Source organism: Taibaiella koreensis (assembly GCF_003545715.1).
In the GTDB taxonomy this organism is placed as follows: Bacteria; Bacteroidota; Bacteroidia; order Chitinophagales; family Chitinophagaceae; genus Taibaiella; species Taibaiella koreensis.
In genome coordinates this window covers 1-16499 of sequence record NZ_QVNU01000010.1, presented here as the reverse complement: position 1 = coordinate 16499, position 16499 = coordinate 1, and the positions used below count along the sequence as shown (strand labels likewise).

General features: G+C 51.5%; 12 protein-coding genes. 5 read left to right on the top strand and 7 right to left on the bottom strand.

Features of this window, described 5'->3' with window-relative positions:
• Positions 1 to 124: 124 nt before the first annotated feature.
• From DZK30_RS23870 to DZK30_RS23855, 4 genes are all read right to left on the bottom strand, one after another.
• Complete coding sequence (locus DZK30_RS23870; RefSeq protein ID WP_118976718.1) at positions 125 to 1279, bottom strand: cystathionine gamma-synthase; 1155 nt, start codon at positions 1277 to 1279, stop codon at positions 125 to 127.
• 640 nt (positions 1280 to 1919) lie between these two features.
• The gene (locus tag DZK30_RS26120; RefSeq protein WP_162903405.1) at positions 1920 to 2168 is read right to left on the bottom strand and encodes a hypothetical protein; all 249 of its coding nucleotides are present in this window, start codon (positions 2166 to 2168) and stop codon (positions 1920 to 1922) included.
• Between the two features lie 378 nt (positions 2169 to 2546).
• Entirely contained in the window at positions 2547 to 3404 is an 858-nt protein-coding gene (locus tag DZK30_RS23860) for an SDR family oxidoreductase (RefSeq protein ID WP_118976716.1), read from the bottom strand.
• A gap of 11 nt (positions 3405 to 3415) precedes the next feature.
• Positions 3416 to 4357: a helix-turn-helix domain-containing protein gene (locus tag DZK30_RS23855; protein WP_118976715.1), complete on the bottom strand. Its 942-nt coding sequence runs from the start codon at positions 4355 to 4357 to the stop codon at positions 3416 to 3418.
• Positions 4358 to 4558: 201 nt separating this feature from the next.
• Here DZK30_RS23855 and DZK30_RS23850 point away from each other — a divergent pair, with 201 nt between their 5' ends.
• Positions 4559 to 5347 carry a hypothetical protein gene (locus DZK30_RS23850; RefSeq protein WP_118976714.1) on the top strand — a complete coding sequence of 263 codons (789 nt, stop codon included), beginning with the start codon at positions 4559 to 4561 and terminating at the stop codon, positions 5345 to 5347.
• Between the two features lie 70 nt (positions 5348 to 5417).
• Here DZK30_RS23850 and DZK30_RS23845 read toward each other — a convergent pair whose 3' ends face one another.
• Together DZK30_RS23845 and DZK30_RS23840 are read right to left on the bottom strand one after the other, a co-directional pair.
• Complete coding sequence (locus DZK30_RS23845) at positions 5418 to 6068, bottom strand: HD domain-containing protein (RefSeq protein ID WP_118976713.1); 651 nt, start codon at positions 6066 to 6068, stop codon at positions 5418 to 5420.
• A gap of 64 nt (positions 6069 to 6132) precedes the next feature.
• A complete protein-coding gene (locus DZK30_RS23840; RefSeq protein ID WP_118976712.1) occupies positions 6133 to 6972 on the bottom strand; it encodes a helix-turn-helix domain-containing protein in 840 nt (279 codons plus the stop codon).
• 228 nt (positions 6973 to 7200) lie between these two features.
• On the opposite strand from DZK30_RS23840, the gene DZK30_RS23835 reads away from it, so the two are divergent.
• Complete coding sequence (locus DZK30_RS23835; protein WP_118976711.1) at positions 7201 to 8742, top strand: DNRLRE domain-containing protein; 1542 nt, start codon at positions 7201 to 7203, stop codon at positions 8740 to 8742.
• Between the two features lie 719 nt (positions 8743 to 9461).
• On the opposite strand, the gene DZK30_RS23830 is transcribed toward DZK30_RS23835, so the two are convergent.
• Positions 9462 to 12875 carry an Ig-like domain-containing protein gene (locus DZK30_RS23830; protein ID WP_162903404.1) on the bottom strand — a complete coding sequence of 1138 codons (3414 nt, stop codon included), beginning with the start codon at positions 12873 to 12875 and terminating at the stop codon, positions 9462 to 9464.
• Positions 12876 to 13168: 293 nt separating this feature from the next.
• Between DZK30_RS23830 and DZK30_RS23825 the strand changes: the two genes are divergently transcribed.
• The 3 genes from DZK30_RS23825 to DZK30_RS23815 form a co-directional block, all read left to right on the top strand.
• Positions 13169 to 13708 carry a GNAT family N-acetyltransferase gene (locus DZK30_RS23825; RefSeq protein WP_118976709.1) on the top strand — a complete coding sequence of 180 codons (540 nt, stop codon included), beginning with the start codon at positions 13169 to 13171 and terminating at the stop codon, positions 13706 to 13708.
• A gap of 257 nt (positions 13709 to 13965) precedes the next feature.
• Positions 13966 to 15663 (top strand): T9SS type A sorting domain-containing protein, encoded by a 1698-nt coding sequence (locus tag DZK30_RS23820; RefSeq protein ID WP_162903403.1) that lies wholly within the window; start codon positions 13966 to 13968, stop codon positions 15661 to 15663.
• A 647-nt stretch (positions 15664 to 16310) separates the two neighbouring features.
• On the top strand, positions 16311 to 16499 hold a 189-nt coding region (locus DZK30_RS23815), incomplete at its 3' end, for a hypothetical protein (RefSeq protein ID WP_162903402.1).

Genomic DNA, 16499 nt, shown 5'->3' with positions numbered 1-16499 from the left:
GCCTGACTGTTGTCTTTTATTGAAGTGACTACTGCACGGTTGCTGAGCTTGTCGAAGCAACAAAAGCCGGCACTGTCCTTTATCTCCTGCGAAGAAAGCGCAGCATGTATTATCAATTGAAACCTTATCCTATGGCCTGCTTCAGATCTTCGATCAGGTCGTCGGCATCTTCGATACCTACGCTTAGCCGGATCAGCGAATCGGGCAGACCATTCTTGATGCGCTCTTCGCGGGGAATGGAGCCATGCGTCATCGATGCCGGGTGACCGATCAGCGATTCTACCCCACCCAGCGATTCGGCCAGGGCAAACAGCTTCGTGCCCTTGAGCACTTTTACCGCCGCATCCATATTGTCTTCCTTCAGCACGAAAGAGATCATACCACCGAAGCCACGCATCTGCTTTTTCGCGATGTCGTGGTTAGGATGATCTTCAAAGCCCACCCACAGCACTTTAGCTACCTTAGGATGCTCCCGCAGGAAGCGCGCTACCTTCTCTCCATTCTCACAATGGCGGTCCATACGTACATGCAGCGTTTTGATACCGCGCAGCACCAACCAGCAGTCATGCGGACCAGGTACGGCGCCACAGCTGTTCTGTATAAAGCGCAGCTTTTCTTCCATAGCATCATCGTTTACGATAATACAGCCGTGCACCACATCGCTATGGCCGCCCAGGTATTTTGTAGCCGAGTGCACCACGATATCGGCGCCCCAATCCAGCGGATTCTGCAGGTAAGGAGAAGCGAAAGTATTGTCGACCACGGTAACTGCGCCATGCTTTTTGGCAATCGCGCTCACCGCTTCAATATCGATCACATTGAGCAGCGGATTGGTAGGCGTTTCCACCCATATCATTTTGGTATTGGCGTTCACATGAGCTTCCACACTGCCCGCATCATTCATAGGAACGAAGTGGAATTTGATGCCATACTGGGCATATACCTTGGTAAAAATGCGATAGGTACCGCCATACAGATCGTTGGACACAACCACCTCGTCGCCAGGGCTCAGCAGGCGCATGATCGCGTCGGTAGCTGCCATGCCGCTGCCGAAGCAGAGACCATGCTTGCCATGCTCAATAGCCGCAAGCGCTTTTTGCAATGCGGTACGCGTGGGATTTTGGGTACGGGCATACTCGTAACCTTTATGATCGCCGGGAGCGGCCTGTACATAAGTGGAAGTCTGGTAGATCGGCGTCATAATAGCGCCGGTAGACGGATCCGGCTCTACGCCGGCATGAATGAGGAGCGTTCCTCTTTTATATTGCTGATCAGCCATAAATCAATGGATTAAAACAGCGCAAAGGTAAGGGATCGGCTTGCTTTATGGTACAATATTTTGTTATCTGCTTATCCTCATGCTGCAGCGCTATGTCTGGTCATTTTGCCATTTAGGCCTTGTTCTCCTGATCTGATTAACAGCCATAGCTCAGGTCCATATGCAGGCTGTCATACCAGATCAAGTGGAATTTCCGAGGGAAAGGAACGATTTAATTTAAGTGACTATCCGGATATAGGAAACAAAGCCGGTCCTTGAGCTCGTCGAAAGGACAAAGATGATGCTTCGACAAGCTCAGCAGCCGTTAATTGGAGGCACATTGTATCCTGTTTCCTATATCCGGATAGTCAGATTAATTTATTTGGATTGTTTACCTGAAATTGCTCCATAGGAGCAAAATGTCTGTAGAATAAACAAAGCAACCATGGTCTTGCTCCGTAGGAGCAAAATGTCTGTAAAATAAACAAAGCAACCATGGTCTTGCTCCGTAGGAGCAAAATGTCTGTAGATGTACGCATCATATATTCTTCGGCCACCGTTCCGACCGGCGGCCATGGTCATAAAAAAAAGGGCCGCCCTGCTACCGGCGACCCCTCGTTTACCAATTCCCCAAATGCTCTTTAAGAAATTGTAAGCATTATCATCCCCCTGGCTGGCCGCAATGAGGGAGGCAAGTCATATTAACCGGCAGCGAGAAACAGGTCTCGCAGGTTGCTTCGACAGCGCCCGAACAACCAAGACTCGGCTCGTAACACGCGGGGCAGCCGCTTCCTTCGTAAGTGGCATGTTCAAATACGCTTCCTCCTTTTAATTGCTGCATCTGGTGCAGATTTGAGATCATTGATTTGTTCAAGGTCAATTTGCTCAGGTGAACTTGCTTCTTTTTCATAATCGATGCTTTTTATGAATCCAAAGCTTGGCCTTTTCGGGCAATATAAAAACCGGTTTTTGGTAACTGTGCGGGTAAATTAGATAACTGTGCTGCACCATAGCCGCCAATCGGGAAAATGCAGGAAAGCAAAGCCAGAGTAATGAATACAGCGATCCCGGGTAACCTTTTTGAGCAAATACCGGACACCTGCGTCGAAGACTTCGCGCCAAGGACAAAAGCCGGAGTATCCGAAGATTGATTGATGATGCCAAAGGAAAAGCAAACAGCAAGCGCATCTTCGACCTGCCAGCGGCCATATCACGCTCCAGGCAATAACGCCTGAAGGGACAGAACCTTTACCGGTAAAGGTTCTGTCCCCTTCGAAATCAAAAAAAGTTAATAGGAAAGCGCTTTTGTACGCTGCCCGAAACCATTGGGTGTAAATACGCTGCGGGTATAATCGACATAGTCCTGGTCGGGCTTGCTGTTGCGTAAATTCAGCAGCGGCTCGATATCGGGTCCGGCTACATACCGCAACTGATGGGTATCGTCTGTCGCCGCCGTATAGATCACACGGGCGACATCTTCGGCGGAAAACAGGTTGCCGCCTTCAAAAGATTTAAAGAAGCTTGCCATTTCATCGGAGAAGGACTTATAATCATCCAGCGCAGGGTCGAAAGCAAACTCCTGTCCGGCTCTGTCGTAAAAGGTAGTGGGAATAAAGCCGGGCTCTATGATCTTTACCCTTATATTTTGCGAATCGAGCTCGAAGGAAAGAGATTCGGAAAAGCCCTCAACAGCAAACTTGGATGCGGCATAAACCGATAACAGCGGTGTGGTGACCCTGCCTGCGCCGGAAGAAACGTTGATCACGATACCGGAGCCATTATTGCGAAAATGCGGCAGCATGGCCCGGGTCACATGCATCAGCCCGAATACATTGGTATCGAATTGGGCCTGCACCTTTTCGGGTGGAATCGCTTCGAAAAGACCCTGCTGGCCGTAGCCCGCATTATTGACCAGGGCGTCGATACGGCCGTAGGCATCGATACCCGCCTGTATGGCGGCCTGTATTGATAGCGGATCGTTCACATCCAGACGCATCACAAGGATACCGGGCTGTTGCGCCAGGCCATCGTCTTTTGCAGGATCACGCATCGTGGCCATTACCTGCCACCCTTGTTGGGCGAAATAAAGGGCCGTAGCTTTCCCTATACCGGAGGAGGCTCCGGTAATCAGCATTGTTTTCTTCATTTTTTGTGGTTTTAATGCCGGTTGGATTGCTCCCTACCCAGGCTCCGGAATCCGTTGGGCGACATGCCGGTCTTGTTCTTGAATAATTTATTGAAGGATTGCGGGTATTCAAAGCCCAGCTCATAAGCGATCTCAGCTACCGAAAGATTAGTCTGCATCAGCCGTTCTTTGGCCAGCCCGATCAGGTACTGATGTATATGCTGCTGCGTAGTCATTCCTGTAAGCTGTTTGAGCAGGTCGCTCAGGTACTGGGACGAAAGGTGTAATTGCTCCGAAAACCAGGACACTTCAGGAAGACCTTCGCGCAGACTTGCACTATCGAAGAAACAGGCTTTCAGAAGGGCCTCGAATCGGGTAAAGACATCGTGATGAACAGCTTTCCTGGTGAGGAACTGGCGATTATAGTACCGGTTGCAATAGTGGAGCAACAGGTCGATATGCGATACGATCACATCCTGGCTGAAGGTGTCGATATTGCCCCTGTATTCCTCCCTGATCTCCTCCCATATCTTCATGATCATTTGCTCTTCCCTTGCTGATACGTGCAGGGCTTCGTTAAGGGCGTAAGAAAAAAAGCCGTATTCTTTTATTTTGCTGTAAAGCGGGTAATGCCGCAACAGATCGGGATGAAAGATAAGCCAGCTGCCGGTAGCATCATCGTCGCCCGTAACTTCCGTCGCGGTTACCTGGCCGGGAGCATAAAAGCTGAGCACGCCGGCATCGTGATCATAGCTCGTTTGCCCGTACTGCACCTTTCCCTTGAAGTCTTTCTTAATGCAGATCGAGTAAAAGGGATACACGACTTGTTTACCGTTCAAGGTCTCAAAAGTGGCATGGCGTATGAGTCCGTTAACGCTGATGAGCGGGTGCTCTGGTTCGGGCAATCCCAGCACAGCGTGCAGCTGTGATATAGAATCAATGACCCGGATCTCGTTGTTGGCCTTCCTGCTCATGGCGTGGTTTGCTATTGATAGTGTAAAGATCGGGAGCAGAACGGAAACAGGTGTTGCCAAAAAAAGCTTTGTTGTATCCAAAATCCGGACGGGTCTATAAGCCTGGATGATTAGATAATATGTGAGGCTTTTAATAATAACTGTATTTAAGAAAATAAAAATCAAAAGAGCCTTATTACCTTAGCATGGTAAATTCTGTGTATGCGCTATCTTTTTACAGGTATATTGAGCCTGGCTTTTTACTATTGCTCCGCCCAGCCATCGCTGGACAAAATGATGCTGCAGTTGCAAGGCGCCGATTACAGCGCAATACGGCAGGCTAAGAGCGAAATCATTGCCCAGGACAGAGCAGCCGTTCCCAGACTGATCGCGTTACTCAAAGACACATCTTTTGTCCCGCTCACCAATACCTTTGATCTCATCTACCCGGGAACAAAGGATTTCCTGGGACATGGAGCAATCGTGCGCTACGATATCGACTGGATCGCCGTACGTGCTGGTTGGGTGCTGGAAACACTGACCTTCCGGAACTTTGGCTACCGCGATACGAGTATCACCGAAGAGCGCCTGATGAAGCTGGTTATAGACAATTATCAGGCTTACCTTAAGAAAGGAAGCTATGACGTCGATTTCAGCAGCAAGCTAGACCGGCAACAGCTCATAGCCCTCCGGCTTCGACTTGCAGATACTGCCGCCGGCTGGTGGGAAAAACACAAAAGAAACTGGTCGCGATACGACGCGCTTAAAGAGGCCCTTGCCAGCAATGATGCCCAACGGCAGGAAGCGGCGCTTGATTTCCTGAATGATGGCAGCGTAAACGTTGAGGGGCTTAGTCTGGACAAGTACGAAAGTGAGCTGAAGCCTCTGCTGGAAAAGATCAAAGCGAGCAACAATGAAGGGGCCGAACGGGTGGTAGAGCTGCTTGACGACGAAAAGCATGAATGGTATACGAAGAAGCAAATGAAAGTCGTTCCCAAAAGTTACCGGTGAACATTGCCGCCGCTGCTTCCACAACGCGCCATTGCGGAAAGGCGCGTTGCGGTCACAAACAGGGTTGCCATCACTCAGTCCAGGGCGAATGCAGGATGCAATCGCAAAAGTTCTTCCGTTCAAAGTTGGGGATCATATAAGCGCAAACATCGGCCTTGATATTACCAAAAGTAGTTCCGGGCTTATGTTTGAAGCCGGAAAAGAAAGTAGGGATGATCTCCTTTTTAAAACCCGTCCGGGGAAAAGCGCCAACAATTGCCTCCCTGTTCTCCCTGCTCAGGTGTTCGTAGCCCTCCCCCATCACATCCAGGCCCACGCCGGCATACAGCAAAGCCACTTCGGGCTCTTTATATTCGGCGACACCAATGGTCGTATGCAAGGCAATGGCGTCCCAAACGAGCTGCAGAGATGCCTTTGGAAGGCCATGGCTGTCCAGGAAAGTCCGGGCGGCATTGGCCCCGTCCACTTCAAACCGTTTATCGGGACTGCTGTAATGCGGCACCAGGCCCAAGTCGTGAAACACCGCGCTGATATAGAGCAACTCCGGGTCATAATGGAGGCCATTGCGCTGTCCGTTCAGCGATGCGAACAGGAATACCCTCAGGGAATGGTTGTAGATAAAAGTCGTGCCATGTTCCTGCAATAAGTCGGTGGCCTGGCGGGCAATGGCACTGTCGGGGATTACGATCCCTGCGATTGATTTTATTTTGTTTGCAGACATAAAGGATGATTTATGTTGCAAAGCTACCGGCACCTGTATCGGGAAAACAGTCAGAATTGCCGCTTCACCTATCCAAATTGACGGAACCGGACCGGTAAGCAGAAGGCGAGGATTGTGTATGCTTCCTGAAGAAACGGTTAAATTGTTCCGGTGTGGTAAAATGGAGCTTATAGGCAATCTCTTTCACTGCCAGGGAAGAAAACTGCAGCTGTCGCTTCGCCTCGGCCAGCACCTGGTCGTTAATCACCTGTTTGGCGCTCTTACCGCCGAAGCGCCTGCAGATATCGGACAATCTACGGGCAGTGATATGTAATTGCGCCGCATATCCGGCCACCTCGTGCATCCCCTCATATTGCCGGGTAGTCAGTTGCAGGAAACGATGATATAGTTGCCGCTCATGATTATCGTAGCTGCCGGTAAGCGCCGCGTCGATATTGGCTATTTTGATCATAATGATCTTCAGAAAGGCGGCCAGCACATCCAGCTTATTGATATAAGGACCGGCAGCTGCTTCTTCATGCAACGCAACGATGTGCGGCTCGAGACCGGCCCTGTCCTCATCATTCAGCAGAAGATGCCGGTTGCCGGTAGCATTGTCAAACAAAGCCGCTTTGCAATTATGAACACTCGAGGGCGTGCGCTCCCAGAAACAGTCGCCAAAAGCGATCTCGTAACCCTCCATCCGGAGTGCCGGATTGCCGATGAAGATCTGTCCTTTGGAGATGAGGAAAAGAGAAGATCCCGACACAAAAAATGTATTGTCGTCAATCTGCAGCATGCCGCCGCCACCCGTGAGGAACAGGATACGGTGATACCTCAACCGGTAGGCCTGCTGCATTCCCTCAAAAGGCAATATGCGTATCGAAAAGGAATCGGGTATTTCTGTTTCAGCCCGGACTAACATAGAGACAGTCAATTGACTGCTAAAGTAACGCTTTCCGCCGCCGCTTTTCTTGGCTTATGCCTATACGCACATTTATCAAATTGATCGGCACACTTCTGAATCACTGCTTGCCTCCGCCGGGGCCTGCCGTTATCTTCATAGCATTGAAGCACAAATAGGGAACAGCCCGGTCTCATGGCATTACCCTCACCGATATACAATTATTTTCTTTAATCCAAAACACACATTATGATGAAAGCGATCCACATTGCGCTTCTGGCCCTCGCCGCGACAACGGCGACAGCCCAAACCTCCGTCACCTTCAAGCCCGGCGCCGCCGTAGGCGAAGACGCCTTTGTATGGGGCCTGGACAACACTACCTGCATACCCAACGGATACACAACAACACCTGCCAGCCAGAATTTCGGTAACTCACCGGAATGCAGCATTACCAAGTGGACCTGGGGCTCCTGCAGCACCGGGACAACCAGGACCTATATCCGGTTCACCCAGCTGAGTACCATCCCCACCAATGCCACGATCACCAGCGCCAAGCTGCGGTTGTATACCCCATCTCTTTTGCCCAACCAGCAGGCGGGTAACAATTATTATCCGGGTACTCCCATGCCCAATACCAATCCCGGCTGGGTAAAAAGAGTGTTGCCCGGTAACGGAAATGTCAACAGCCCCAATAACTGGAAGGAACAAACCATAACCTGGAACAGCGCACAATCGATCGGTACCGACCCTACAAATGCCAACTGGGCTACCATCCCGGTTACAGGGGCGCAGTACAACTGGACTGTGCCCGCTATAGACGTAAGGGCTATGGTACAGGCCATTGTTTCGGGTCTGGCCACCGACCCCTATGCCAATAACGGCTTTATGCTCCAGCTCCAGACCGAAATGCACTACCGGTCACAGCTTTATGCATCCAGCGATGCTGCAGACAATAGCATCTGGCCGGCGCTTGAGGTGACCTATGAGGTTTGCGATGCCGGCTTTAGCTATTGCGCCAACTCTATGAATCCGTATATCTATACGCTTACCGCCAACAATCCCAACCAGGGTACCTATAACTGGTCGATCCAGGGAAACCCGGGTGGTAATACACCAAGCGTTAATACGCCCCTGCTCAGCCCACCCAGCATACCTGTCTGCCTCAATGTAACCACGCCAAGCGGTATGGGCAAATGCGCCAAATGCATTTACATCTGTCCTGGCGATAATCCCACATTCGGAACACCCTCATCCGGCGACTTTACCTATTGTTCCAGCACTGCCACACCCTATAGCTATAGCTTTGCTGCCGTTCCAGGTCAAAGCTCCTATAGCTGGTCGCTGAATGGCACACAGATCGCAACCACACCCACCCTTAACCATACCTTTCCTACTGGTCCTTCAGGAAACTATATTTGTCTTAAGACGACAAACTCGCTGGGACAAACCACCGATCGGTGTGTACAGTTCTGCATGGGCCAGAACCGCCCAGCCGGTCCGGGCGCACCCGCAACGGGTGTTAGCGAAACAGCCACAGGTTCTTCTATCGTAACGCTGTCGCCCAACCCCACAAAGGATGGCTGGAATATCCGGTTATCTGCCGCCGCCCGTGGCGCCATCGCCATAAATGTCTATGATGTTACCGGTAAACTGCTCCGGAATACCACACAGGCTGTAAAAGAGGGAGACCAGACGATATACCAGGATGCCCGCGCCTTGCCGGCCGGCATGTATTACCTGAGCGTAACAGGAGCGGGCCTGAACGCAAAAGTTAAAGCAGTAAAAGAATAGCAGGTCTATAGTATAGGATCAAGGGTCGCTTCATAACGGAGCGGCTCTTTTCTTGTGCGCCAAGAAAAATGATTGCCGGCGCTATAATCAAGTGGTATGCCGAAAACCCCTACCTAACGCAAAGGGCGCCAAGCTCGGCGCAACCATCATCCCTATCGATATGCTTCCATGATGCCACAGATGTCAGCATGAGCAATGATATGTTTATGGTTTTCTGCTTACCAGGACTGTAAACATTATACGTTCATCCAGATACGAGGCATGTGAAGGGAAAAGGATTCCGGACGCTTTATTATAGCTCAGATACGGGCACACGGAGACGTCAAGCATCTGTTGCCCTTAGCTATTCTTATCCTTGATATGGGTCTTTGCGATCTTTGCGTAACCTTTGTGCTCTTTGCGGGTTTCTTCTTCTTCTGCTGCATTCTTTCTCTTGCAAGTGTTGGATTGTATTGCCCGCTGTGGCGCATCGATGCAGGGAAATGTTTTTGCTACGGCACAAACATACCATGCCTTTGTATTACTTTGTACCGTTGTGTCTTTGTGAGAAAAATCACTGTGCTACCGCTACAAGACAGTTTAATGGGCACACGCGAGGCACGCGCCAGCTTATATACAAAAAGATCACACCGGCATCTATACAATAAAAATAACCAACGCCTCAGAGTTATATGCTAAGGCGTTGGTTATTGCTTTGAAAAAAGGGGCAAGAAAGGGCCTTACTTTCTTATTTCTAATTTTCTGACGATCGTACCTCTATCCGTGGCCACTATTACGGTGTACATACCTGAGCCGAGGGTGCCGGTGGGCAATTGGTATTTGTCGGCATGATCCACCTTTGCATTATATACCACCTGGCCCAGCACGTTGGATACGATCACCTGTACCATGCGCAGCTGGCCTTTACTTTCCAGGATCAGCCTGTCTGTAGCCGGGTTGGGATACAACAACAGGTCTTTGTCGTCCCCGATGACGGGAATGCCCGTACCCGAGGCGTCAAATACCTCGACAGTACGCATGGGCGTCAGGCTGTCGTTGCATTGGCCCAGCAACCTGGCACGCACAGGGAAAATACCATTGCGATGATAAGTATGCTGTACCAATGCGCTGGCATCGCTTACAGTAGCGGAAGGCGATCCATCGCCGAAATCCCAGATGCAGGAAGTGACATATTGCGCATCGAGTATATTAAAGGTATAAGTAGCCGCTTCTCCGTATACCGCGTTGATCACGCCTTGTGGCAGGCCTTTTACCAGAATATCGATCGCATCGGAGGCTTTACAGGCATACTGATCGGTTACCACTACACTATAAGTACCGGTAGCGCCGGCATCCAGCGTACGGTCGGTACTGTTGTCGCTCCAGAGATAAGCCGCACCCGGATTACCCGCGTCCAGCGTCAGGACATTGCCATGGCAAAAAACGGTATCGTTGCCCAGGTTAACGACCGGCAGGGGATGCACGATCGCCTGCACGGTATCGCTGCCCTTGCAATGCGCAATATTGCTGACGGTAACATAGTAGGTACCAGAGGCGTCGACCACCCTTGTTTGCTGTGTGGAGCCATCGTCCCAGATATAAGTCTCACCGGGGTTGCCGGCATCGAGTATTACTGTGGCATCGGCGCAGATATCCTTATCGCTGCCCAGCGCTACCACCGGTATGGGGTAGAAAGTGGCTACCACAGTATCGCGGGCGCTGCAGTTAAAACCGTTCGTCACTTTTACAGAATAGGATCCCGAAGCCGTTACCGTTTTGGTTTGCGCTGTAGTGTTGTCATTCCAAAGGTAGCTGGCGCCGGTATTGCCGGCCTGCAGCACATAACTGATGCCTTCGCAAAGATTGGTATCGATACCCAGGTTTACAGTGGGCGTCGGATTTACCGTCACCTGTATCGTATCCCTGGCCAGGCAGTTGCTGCTGTTGGTTACTTTTACAAAATAAGTACCGCTGTTGGTTACTGTCCGCGTTTGTGTGGTGGCGCTATTATCCCAAAGAAAAGAAGCGCCGGCATTGCCTGCGTCCAGTACCAGGCTGTTACCTGAACAGAATATGGTATCCCTGCCCAGCGATACTACGGGCAACGGATTGATCGTAACCGCTACAGCCGTTGTGGTATCGGCACAGCCCGAAGTGATATTGGTCACTACCAGACGATAGTTGCCTGCCGTTCCGGTAACCAATGTTGTATTCACTGCGCCGCCGATAGGACCGGTAGCGTTAAGCCATTGGTAGCTGCCCGTTCCCGAGCCGGTAAGGGTAAGCGTACTTCCGGCACAGGCTTGTACCGTTCCCGCAGGTGTAACACCGGCTACAGGCTTATCCTTGACCGTACATACGACAGCTGTACGGGGGCTCTCACAGGTACCGGAAGCGGCAGATACATAATAAGTGGTGGTCGCGCTGTTGCTAGGCGTAGTAAAAGGACTACCGGTGCCGATGACCGGGCCACCTGTAGGACCACTATACCAGTTGAGCGTGGTACCTGTGGCGCCGGTGGCCGTAAGTATAAGCGTGCCGGGACCACAACGGGAAGCTGCAGGCGCTGTGGGTGCCGCAGGTGTGGTACAGGGAACCGATACCAGCTCATGTGCGCCTAGTGTGGGATTGACCGGCCGGGCAGTGCCGTCAAAATCGACATTGATACCTGTGATCGCTATCCCTGCGCCTTGCAGGTTGGTTACATTGCTGGCATTGGTGGCCTGCAGGTGCAGGTCGGTCGCAGAGACAAATACGGGGAGCACATTCTTCGAATGTGCAAGATTGTTTTGCAGGTTGGCCTGTACATCGGTCAGCCCCGCCTGCGCCGATCCGGCATAAGCCAGGGAGGTACCGCTGCTGTAATAATCGTTATAGTCTATGGTAGCGCCGGTAGGATTGGCACTGGCGGCATACACGCTGAATTTATTGGTCGTATTGGCGCTGGCCTGCACCAGCAGGTTATTCCGTACCTGGACCGTATTGACTGCGGCATCCACATACAGCGCCGCCTGGTAGCCATTGGCTGTAGTGGTCGGGTTGGTATTCATGTGCACCGAGTTAAAAGCAATATCATAACCCGTACCGGCGCCGATAGCGATGCCGTAAGCATTATTGGTTGCATTGGTACTTGATCCTGCCGAAGCCACGTCGGAGATAAAATTGTTGGAGATCGCAATACCATTGGATGCGCCTGCACGCAGCAGGATGCCACCTGTAAGCACGGTCGTCTGGCTGAACCGGATATTGGTCATCGTATTGCGGGCAATGGTACCATTGGTACAGCCTGCGCCTATTGAGATGCCTCCCGGGGCCACATTGGTATTGCCGGCCGAGATCCAGGTAAACGTGTTCTGGTCGATCTTGAAGCTGGCCTGGTTGAGCAGGTACACCCCTACATTGGTAAATTTGAGATTGGTGGCGCTGGTATTGTCCCCTATCACATTGCCAATAACCTGGTTGCCTGTTTCTCCTACGCTGGCGCCGCCCATGAACACCACGCCGGCATTGGTACCGTTCATCAGGTTGTTCTGGATCAGGTTGTTGCTATTGGCGCTCACCGTAGGTGCGCCCGCCTCCCAGTAACCCGCCAGGGTGGAATTGCTGCTGTAGATGCAAACGCCCATATAGGCCGCGCCGCCCGAAAATCCGGAACCGGCAAGCTTACAGTTCTTAATAACATTGTTTGTGGCGCCATTGCCGCTTTTGCTGGCCAGCCAGATGTTACAGGCCTTGCCGGATCCAATGGAATTTGTATTGACAAAGGTAAGGTCCCGGCTGGTACCACCCGGTGCATTGGAGCCGTCGATGGTCACATTATCGGCCCCATCCAACTTGATGGCAGCCGTATTATCGCCTGTATTGGTGATCACAGGCGTGGCGCCCGCCGCAGGCTTAATGAGGATCGCCGTATAGCTGGCCGAACCGGTACCGCTGGAATTGATGGTAGGCGTAGCGCTCTCAGAAAAGTTCCCCGAAACGGATACCGTTATCGATCCCGTATGGGTGCCGCTGTTGATGGCCGCAAAGGCAGTGGTAAAATTGGTGTAGGCCGTGGGCCCGGTGGTACCTCCCGTTGCGGTAACAGAAATCTGGGCGGCAAGCTTCAGGGTACCCCAAAAAACTGCCGCGATGGTGAATAGATTTTTTTTCAATGGACTAAATTTTGGTTTTATCAGTTCTTTGTTGCAAACAAATTTAAGGGGCGGGACGCAAGCAGGGCACCCTACATAATCATGTCGCATAGTAGCCGGCTATCCTATTCGTTCTCTATTCATAAAATAGTATATCGCATAGCAGCCTTTTGATAGGGCACAGCAAGCATTACCTGGCCGCCAATGACCGCCGATAGGGTTTTACTGCTTAACTTTATCAGGAAAATATTACCGCCTGCCGCTCCGGAAAACCGGCAGCGACCATCACCTTCGTCCCTGCCCATATATTACCGATGATCGAAACCCCATTCATACCCTTCCCGGAGCTGACCACCAACCGCCTCCTCTTAAGACAGCTCGAAGCAGGCGACAAGTTGGCTATTTTTGCACACCGCTCCAATGATGAAGTGAATACCTGGCTAGACGACTTCAGACATTCTTCTGTTGAACAAACCGAGGCCTTCATCAACAGGGTGCAAGGAGAGATTGCCAGGGGCCAATCGATACTCTGGGTACTCACACAAAAAGGCGATCCGGCATTTATGGGTACCATTTGTCTCTGGAATATTTCGAAAGAGCAGGACAAAGCAGAGATCGGCTATACGCTTGATCCGGCACATCACCGGATGGGCTATATGCATGAGGCATTGGTAAAAGTGATCGATTTCGGATGGCATACGATGAAGCTTCAACAGATCGAAGCCTATACACATGAACGCAATGCCGGCTCCATCAGACTACTGATCAAGAACCATTTCCGGCAGCAGGCCAAACCCCAAAAACCGGTACCACCTAACAGGGTCTTCTTTACCCTGACAAAAGACAAAGGCTGATACCACAACCAACCGGAACCATTGCACGATATGTCTTGAGCTAAATAGCTTGTGATTTTTTGCTGTCACAGCATGTTCTCTAATGTGGGAGCATGACTTTGCGCTATGGTATTGCTTTACGTACCGCACGAGGACTACAGCTTCCGATCTTCCAGAACCTTTGCTGCACGCGGTCTTCCACTAGCAACGCTACTGTCCCGAAGCGCGACAGTACGCCGCTTAGTACATCTACTTTTGTCATACCAAACACCACACACATGATAAAAAAGATCTCCCGAGCCCTCACTGTGGCTTTATTTGCGACGTCCTTACATGCGCAGACATTTCTCCCTTCCGGCACACCCGATCTGGTGATGCCGGCATCCACCGCCATGAAGGTTTATGTTCCCATCAAAACATCGGCCTATTCCTACAACGATGTCTCCTTCGACCAGGGCGGTATGGGTACCGGTCCCTTCGCACCCATGGACTTGTATGTTTACAGCTGGAATGGCGGCAACTTCGTTAACAGCGGTATCGGCTGGATACGGCGCAATCCCGCTACCAGCGCTATTATCGACACCGGCTATATCAGCGTGCCCACAACCAAGGCCTATATGAGCGTAGGGCTTTTGCAGAACAGTACCGGTACCATTACTTATGTGATCGTATCTTACTACCAGGGTGGCGCGTACTACGATCTGTACCGCTGGCATCCCTGGGGCTTGAATCCTACGCCGGATTTTCCCCCGATCCCCTTGCGGCCCGCAGTATCCGGCTCGCCTGTCCGCTGGGGCTTTAACCGTATCAAGATGGATACCTGGGACCTGAAGCGTGCCGCCTTTGCCTGGGACGAACCGGTGATACTGGATGGCGGCGGCGCTGTTATCGATCCCGGCGGCACCTGGGTAAGGGTTTTAGACAACACTGCGGCCCCTCCCTTCACCGCCTCCAGCGGCTTTGCGCTGCAGGTAGCAGGCACCACTGCCTGGGGCATTAAGCCCGATGTGGCCTTTGCCACCAGCGGCGACCGGGTACGGATCGCTTACTACAATTCGGATACCATGTATGCCGTATCCAGCATGTTGCAGCCGGTGTATATCCGCAACCAGAGCTTTTCCACGCTTAGAACAGCGTTGCCACCCACCGTCCCCTTCAACTGGGACGATTCTGTCGTCAACGCGACCGGGCTCATCGGGCTGGCGGAGAACGATCATATCCATCTCGACTGCCCCGATAACTTCGGCGGCGATATCTGGTCGGTGATCTTTAACCGCAATCCCAACCAACTGCTGGCCCGTACCAAACCGCCCGGCGGACCAGCGGTGACTACCCTGCTCACTACCTCACTAAGCGGGCAAAACATGTGGCCGGCCATCGCCTATTCCCAAAATTCCACGCAGATCAATTACGGCTGGTACACCGATGTCAACCACAATTATATCGCCACGCGGCTATCCAACAATGGCACCACCTTTATTTCGCCATCTGCGCCGGGTGTCTATTTCAATATCGCTCTGTTCCCGGGCTCGCCTATTGCCGCGGGGGCAAGGCTTTCCTTCAACCGGCAGAACAATGCTAACGACAGGCTTTTTCTCGCCTACCCTTTGCCAGGCACTTCGGGCCCGCTCAACCTGGACATGCGTTCCAAGCTGGTGCCCTGGACTTCGGGCGGCTTCCGTCCCGAAACGCCTACTGGTATTGGAGAACCTTCCCTGGCCCAGGGAGTTACCTTGTATCCTAACCCCTTCCGGAGCGGCTTCAAGCTGGCGATCGACGGTTATAATAATGAAACCCTGCATATCCTGATCGCCGATGTACAGGGCAAAACTGTTGATATCTTCGATGGATCGCTGACCAAAGTGAACGGCAAGCTAGGCATTACAGGCAACCAGCTGACACCCGGTATTTACTTTATCAGCATCAGCTCCGAAAGCGGCCGCTGGAATGGTATGACGAAAGTGGTGAAGCAATAGTCTGCATAAAAACATATAGCATAAGGGCGCCTATCCGGCGCCCTTTGTCGTAGGAAAGCGTAAGCCGCCAATTCTCTTCACACCTGCTGCAGACAAGCCCGGACCGGGAAGCGCCGATGTGCCATGAACAGGGCAAACAAATTATCTTATTTTTATATTTTCAAAGTATGCAATAAAAAAATTACAGGTTTTAACCTGTAATTTTTTCAGGCCTTTTCCTGTAAAATCACAATAAATTGGTCGCCTATTTATTTAACAGACAATTATTTAACCAGCGTTTTATCAACCAAAATCCCGGCTGCTACTTTCCCGTCCCGATAGCCACTCTTTTTTAGAAATGTTTGTAAGAAACGTTTGCCTGACCTTTTTTTGCAAATATTTGTGATCATTTTAGCGGGAGCAGCAATCCAGGAACGCCTGCCCCGGAAACAATCGCCCCTTTATTCATGAAAAATCCTTCGTTTCCCAGGTATGATGCACAAGCATCGCGCTACCGGAATACTATCGACCGCTTGCAGCAACTAAGGGGCAAGCCGGCTTCCTGATCAAATGACAATTCCCTTGCCTTCCCGACATTCATCAAAACAAATACAGGCACTCATTGTGCACCCGAGCGCTTCAATCCTTATCCATATTTCAACAAGTATATGACACCCTGCATTAACCGCTTATTCTGGGGCATTTTTCTGGGATCATTCCCGGCGCTGGCCTCTGCCCAGGACCTTGACGGTACGCCCGCCAGCAACAAAGCGCAGACGGAAGCCACGCGCAGCGGCGGCGGCAATGGCGCTTCAAGCCTCTATAGCCCCAACCTGTTTGACGGCAGCGTCGATATC

Excerpts from the sequence above, each read along its gene's own strand:
- DZK30_RS23860 (WP_118976716.1), bottom strand. The coding sequence starts at position 3,404 with ATGAAGAAAACAATGCTGATTACCGGAGCCTCCTCCGGTATAGGGAAA.
- DZK30_RS23840 (WP_118976712.1), bottom strand. The coding sequence starts at position 6,972 with ATGTTAGTCCGGGCTGAAACAGAAATACCCGATTCCTTTTCGATACGC.
- DZK30_RS23825 (WP_118976709.1), top strand. The coding sequence starts at position 13,169 with ATGATCGAAACCCCATTCATACCCTTCCCGGAGCTGACCACCAACCGC.
- DZK30_RS23845 (WP_118976713.1), bottom strand. The coding sequence starts at position 6,068 with ATGTCTGCAAACAAAATAAAATCAATCGCAGGGATCGTAATCCCCGAC.
- DZK30_RS23855 (WP_118976715.1), bottom strand. The coding sequence starts at position 4,357 with ATGAGCAGGAAGGCCAACAACGAGATCCGGGTCATTGATTCTATATCA.
- DZK30_RS23870 (WP_118976718.1), bottom strand. The coding sequence starts at position 1,279 with ATGGCTGATCAGCAATATAAAAGAGGAACGCTCCTCATTCATGCCGGC.
- DZK30_RS26120 (WP_162903405.1), bottom strand. The coding sequence starts at position 2,168 with ATGAAAAAGAAGCAAGTTCACCTGAGCAAATTGACCTTGAACAAATCA.
- DZK30_RS23850 (WP_118976714.1), top strand. The coding sequence starts at position 4,559 with ATGCGCTATCTTTTTACAGGTATATTGAGCCTGGCTTTTTACTATTGC.
- DZK30_RS23835 (WP_118976711.1), top strand. The coding sequence starts at position 7,201 with ATGATGAAAGCGATCCACATTGCGCTTCTGGCCCTCGCCGCGACAACG.
- DZK30_RS23820 (WP_162903403.1), top strand. The coding sequence starts at position 13,966 with ATGATAAAAAAGATCTCCCGAGCCCTCACTGTGGCTTTATTTGCGACG.